This is a genomic window from Okeania sp. SIO3I5 (assembly GCF_010672085.1).
Classification (GTDB): domain Bacteria; phylum Cyanobacteriota; class Cyanobacteriia; order Cyanobacteriales; family Microcoleaceae; genus Trichodesmium.
Genome location: NZ_JAAHHT010000103.1, coordinates 26,042 through 30,624 on the forward strand (window position 1 = coordinate 26,042; position 4,583 = coordinate 30,624).

5 protein-coding genes are annotated in these 4,583 nt (G+C 38.0%); all 5 read right to left on the reverse strand.

Going from position 1 to position 4,583, the window contains the following annotated elements; genetic code table 11:
* On the reverse strand, positions 1–497 hold a 497-nt coding region (locus F6K40_RS21840), incomplete at its 3' end, for a hypothetical protein (RefSeq protein ID WP_293139208.1).
* A gap of 682 nt (positions 498–1,179) precedes the next feature.
* Positions 1,180–1,920 carry a HEAT repeat domain-containing protein gene (locus F6K40_RS21845; protein WP_293139209.1) on the reverse strand — a complete coding sequence of 247 codons (741 nt, stop codon included), beginning with the start codon at positions 1,918–1,920 and terminating at the stop codon, positions 1,180–1,182.
* Positions 1,921–2,211: 291 nt separating this feature from the next.
* Complete coding sequence (locus F6K40_RS21850; RefSeq protein WP_293139210.1) at positions 2,212–3,423, reverse strand: acetate kinase; 1,212 nt, start codon at positions 3,421–3,423, stop codon at positions 2,212–2,214.
* 184 nt (positions 3,424–3,607) lie between these two features.
* A complete protein-coding gene (locus F6K40_RS21855; RefSeq protein WP_293139211.1) occupies positions 3,608–4,246 on the reverse strand; it encodes a histidine phosphatase family protein in 639 nt (212 codons plus the stop codon).
* Positions 4,247–4,322: 76 nt separating this feature from the next.
* On the reverse strand, positions 4,323–4,526 hold the full coding sequence (locus tag F6K40_RS21860) for a hypothetical protein (protein ID WP_293139212.1): 204 nt from the start codon (positions 4,524–4,526) through the stop codon (positions 4,323–4,325).
* Positions 4,527–4,583: the final 57 nt, after the last annotated feature.

The following is a 4,583-nucleotide window of genomic DNA, read 5'->3' on the forward strand; positions in this document are numbered from 1 at the left end:
TCTTCATTGCGATTGCCTATGCTTTCCGAAACCTGCTCCTTTGCGATCGCACCTCCTCTATATGAAGGGGGGCGTCGTGCAGTTAACTTCGGCTGCATTGCCACACCACCTAAATTATGAGATGGGCAAGGCGCTCTTAATATATTTCCCAACTCCCCTACTTTCCCTAAAGGAGGCCGTCGTGCAGTGAACTTCGGCTGAATAGGCACACCACCTAAATTATGAAATGGGCGAGGCGCTCTTAATATATTTCCCAACTCCCCTACATTCCATGAAGGCCGATCGCCCATACCCGCAAGTTGGGCAGCCATCACATTCTCTATTATTGCCCCTGGTTTAGGCTGCTTGTATCCCTGTTTTTCCAGAGTCTCAGGTGACAAATATTCTCTCTTTGGTTGTACTGGTATTTCTGTTTTTTGAAAGCTGGTTTTTCCTTTATCCTTTTTAGAGGAAGGTTGATAGGAAGATGTGGTTTTCTTAAGTGAAGTTTTGGTCATAACCGACTATTCTATTTAATTAACTTGAACAATTATCCCATAAATTGATCGGGACTTACACATAAACGGGGTTGAGCGACAAAATTTCGTGATTTGAACAAAAATAATTAAGGCAATAAACCCAGTTTCTCATTTGCTTGCCTAAATCCTAACAATAATAAAAACTATTTTATAAACAGGACTTACCCAGAACCCCTATATCTAGTAGGGGCAAATGGCATTTGCCCTCTACTGCCATTTACCCTCTACAAATAGGGTATTGTTTCAGAGTTTCCCTAAGTCCCGATCAAGCCAAGAATTCTTTATCTGTTTATATAGCAGTCGCCAGAGCGGTTAGGACATTTTCGCGCCTTTCAAATTTACTAATGCTACGAATTTAACTTCTAACTTTAGCCAGATCATGTCTTTTTAAATACCCACAGTAAAACTTTAGAAAATAAGGAGCAATTTGAAATAAAAAAACATCTTTGTTTTCTCATTTCATCATCACCACCTTAATTTACAATTCAATTTAGCTAAATATTTAGTAATACTAATCATATCTACCTTTCATCAATTATTTTTCAACTAGATAGTCATTTTTTCTCCTGCAAAATAGTTTATGATGATCTTCTACTGCTCCTTGTTCCCTAAAGTATTAAATTATGTGTTCGCATCTCAAATATACACGCTATATATTTTTTTATAATCCTTCTAATTCTGAGTCTTCAATAACTTGCAAACCTCTGGGATCTCCCACTCGTAATAAAGATGATTTAGCATCTTCCCGCACGCCCATATCTTCATCTTCCTCTAATGCCTCAATCAAAGCATCAATTGCACCAGCATAAACAATATTAGAAGGTAATTCTCGACATAACTGACCAATGGCCCATGCACAATTACTACGTATTGCAGATATTGAGTCTCGTCGCAAGCCTTCAATTAATGGTGGTATTGCTCCTACTACCACCTCATAACTTACTTGAGCTATTTGCCCCAAAGAACTAGCTGCCCATAAACGCACTGCTGGAATATCTGTTCTCAGGGCATCAACCAAAGGGTGTAGAGAACGAGGATCGCGACAATTCCCCAAGGCCCAAACAACTCCTTTACGAACATAGCCATTAAAGTCCAAATTCAATTGTGCAATTAGGGGTTCCACAGCATCTGGACTAGGATTACGGCCCAAAGCATAAGCAGCACTTACACGTATTAATGGACAATCTTCCTTTAATAGTTGAATTAATGGGGAAATAGCCCGCTCGTCCTGAAGTTCACAGAAAATCCTAGCGCCCATCATCCGTTGAGAAGGTTCTGAGGATGTGAGCAATGGCAGAACTTCCTCTGGATCTGGCTTGGGAAGTTCTTCTTCTTCCATATAATCCAGAGGACTTTCTGCTATTAGCTGAATATTTGGTAGGTTAAGGTTTTTATCAAGCATAACAGTAATTTTACTGCACTACTATACTAATGTACCGCTTTGCCTCAGTCAAAAGTCAAAATTTACCAGGAGTTAGGAGTCAGGACTCAGGAGTCAGAATAGTTGGGCAAAATTTGCGTTATTGTAGCGCTAGGCGAAGCGTGAATAGGCAATAGGCAATAGGCAATAGTAAGCTGTCAAAAGGTTTTTCTGATAGGGAAATGCTCCGCAAACAGGATTTATAAATGTCCGCGCCCAATATTCGACTGCTATAAAAGAATACAGAATTCAAACAATTCTAAATTCTAAATTCTAAATTCTAATTTTTTGCCAACATTCACAGGCGATCGCCCAATCTTCTTCTGTATGTACTACCAAAATTGGTAATTTGGAATCTGGGGCAGAAATATCAGTATTTATATGAGGTTTTATATTTTTTTCTTTGTCAATTTTTAACCCCAAAAATTCAAAACCTGCACAAGTTTTTTCTCTGACAATTGCGGAATGTTCTCCTATTCCAGCAGTAAATACTAAAACATCTAAACCACCAAGAGAAGCTAGCATTTCTCCTATAGAACAACGGAGTTTATGAATATAAATATCAAATGCTAATTGAGCAAGTTTGTCTCCTTCTTGGATGGCATTAGTTATATAACGCATATCTCCCGATTTTCCAGAAATGCCTTTTAAACCTGATTCTTTATTCAGCATTTTATCTAATTTTTCGGCATCAAAACCATATTCTCGCATCAAATAAATCAGAATTGCTGAGTCAATTGAACCGCTACGAGTTCCCATCATTAATCCTTCTAGTGGAGTAAATCCCATAGTAGTATTAATACTAATTCCATTACGGACTGCTGTTAAGGAAGCACCATTACCTAAATGACAGGTAATTATCCGTAAAGATTCTAGTGGTTTACCTAATATTTTTGCTGCTTTTTGAGAACAATATTTATGACTTGTCCCATGAAATCCATAGCGTCTAATTCCTTTTTCAAACCATTCATAAGGAATTGGATAAACAGCAGTTTCTTTTGGCATTTGACTGTGAAATGCCGTATCAAATACTGCTATTTGAGGTGTCTCTCCTAAAATTTTTTCAATAGCTTCAATTCCTTCTAAATGATTGGGATTATGATTAGGTGCTAGAGGAATAAGATTTTGAATTGTTGCTTTGACTTTATCTGTGATTAAAGTTGCTTCAGAATAATCTGAACCGCCATGAACGACTCGATGGCCAACTACATTTATATCGGATAGGTTTTCTATAACTTTTGTTTCTCCTTGACTGAGGGTTTCTAACATTTTAGAAATACCTTCTAAGCGTTTTTCGGGGTTAAGTTTTAACTCTTTTTTGGCATCGTTTGCTTCTATTTCCAAAATCCCATAATCATTATTAGCAGTCCAGTCAATGGTTGCTTCCCAAATCGGTTTTGGTGGATTTTCTGGTAAGTTTCCACTAATTTCATATAAGCAACTTTTTTGGGAACTAGATCCTGCATTTAAAACTAAAATTTTCATAGTTTAGTAATAATTTCTGTTTCTTGATTCTACTTTTTGACAAGAAATATAGAGGAAAGGTGGAAGATTTTTGACATTCTCAGATTGTATCCGGGTTGGCAGTTGATGAAACAACCTATCCTTTTATTTCCAAATTGAAATCGTCAAATCACTTCCACACTTTAAAAATACATAGTTATCAAGCTCACGAACCTTCCCTGTAACGTAATTTTTCGTCTAGATAACAACGATCTGATAAACAATGTAACAATGGCCCGTGAGGACCCATTTCCACAATACTTACTCCACCAACTAACATAATAATGCGATCGCGAAACCTGCCTATATCAATTCCTAATAAATCACAAAGCATGATTCTAATAGTTGCTTTATGAGATACTACTAATACATTACCTGTTTGATGGTTGTCTTGAATTTCTTGAATTACTTGAGCAGAGCGACGAGCAATATCTATACCTTTTTCTCCACCAATAGGAGAATTCCAACCTGGATCTGTTAACCAACGAACATAATCATCATGGTAGTCACGATTGACTGTTTCTGGGGTTTTTCCTTCCCATTCTCCATAATAAATTTCTTTTAAACCATCCCGTAGCTGCATTTCTAAACCTACCGCATCACACAAAGGTTTGGCAGTAGCAATGGTTCTTTTCATTGGACTAACATAAGCAGCAGTCCAATTTAATGAACTATAATTTTGAGCAAATTGTTCTGCCATTTGTGCCCCTTCGGGAGTCAATTCTGGATCTAAAATGCCACAGTAACCTCCTGCTTTACTGTATGTAGTTTCTCCATGTCGGATAAAGTATAATTTCAGACTCATAGCTTAGGTTTAGAATAAATTTTCTCTAATATTTTATACTAAAGGGTAAATATTTTTTGCTTCTTCCACACCTCCCCTACTCAAGAAAGCATAGGGAGGATAGAGAGGATAGGGAGGATTGGGAGGATTTGGATACGCAAGCTACATGAATAAAAGCAGACTTTTCTCCCACACTTCCGACACCCCCCACACTTCCCACACCCCCCACACCCCCCACGCTTCCCACACTTCCCACACTTCCCACACTTCCCACACTTCCCACACTCCCCACACTTCCCACACTTCCCTACTCAAAAAAGGAGAGGAATTGAAATGACAAATTCTGAACCTGCTCCGG

Excerpts from the sequence above, each read along its gene's own strand:
- F6K40_RS21850 (WP_293139210.1), bottom strand. The coding sequence starts at position 3,423 with ATGAAAATTTTAGTTTTAAATGCAGGATCTAGTTCCCAAAAAAGTTGC.
- F6K40_RS21855 (WP_293139211.1), bottom strand. The coding sequence starts at position 4,246 with ATGAGTCTGAAATTATACTTTATCCGACATGGAGAAACTACATACAGT.
- F6K40_RS21845 (WP_293139209.1), bottom strand. The coding sequence starts at position 1,920 with ATGCTTGATAAAAACCTTAACCTACCAAATATTCAGCTAATAGCAGAA.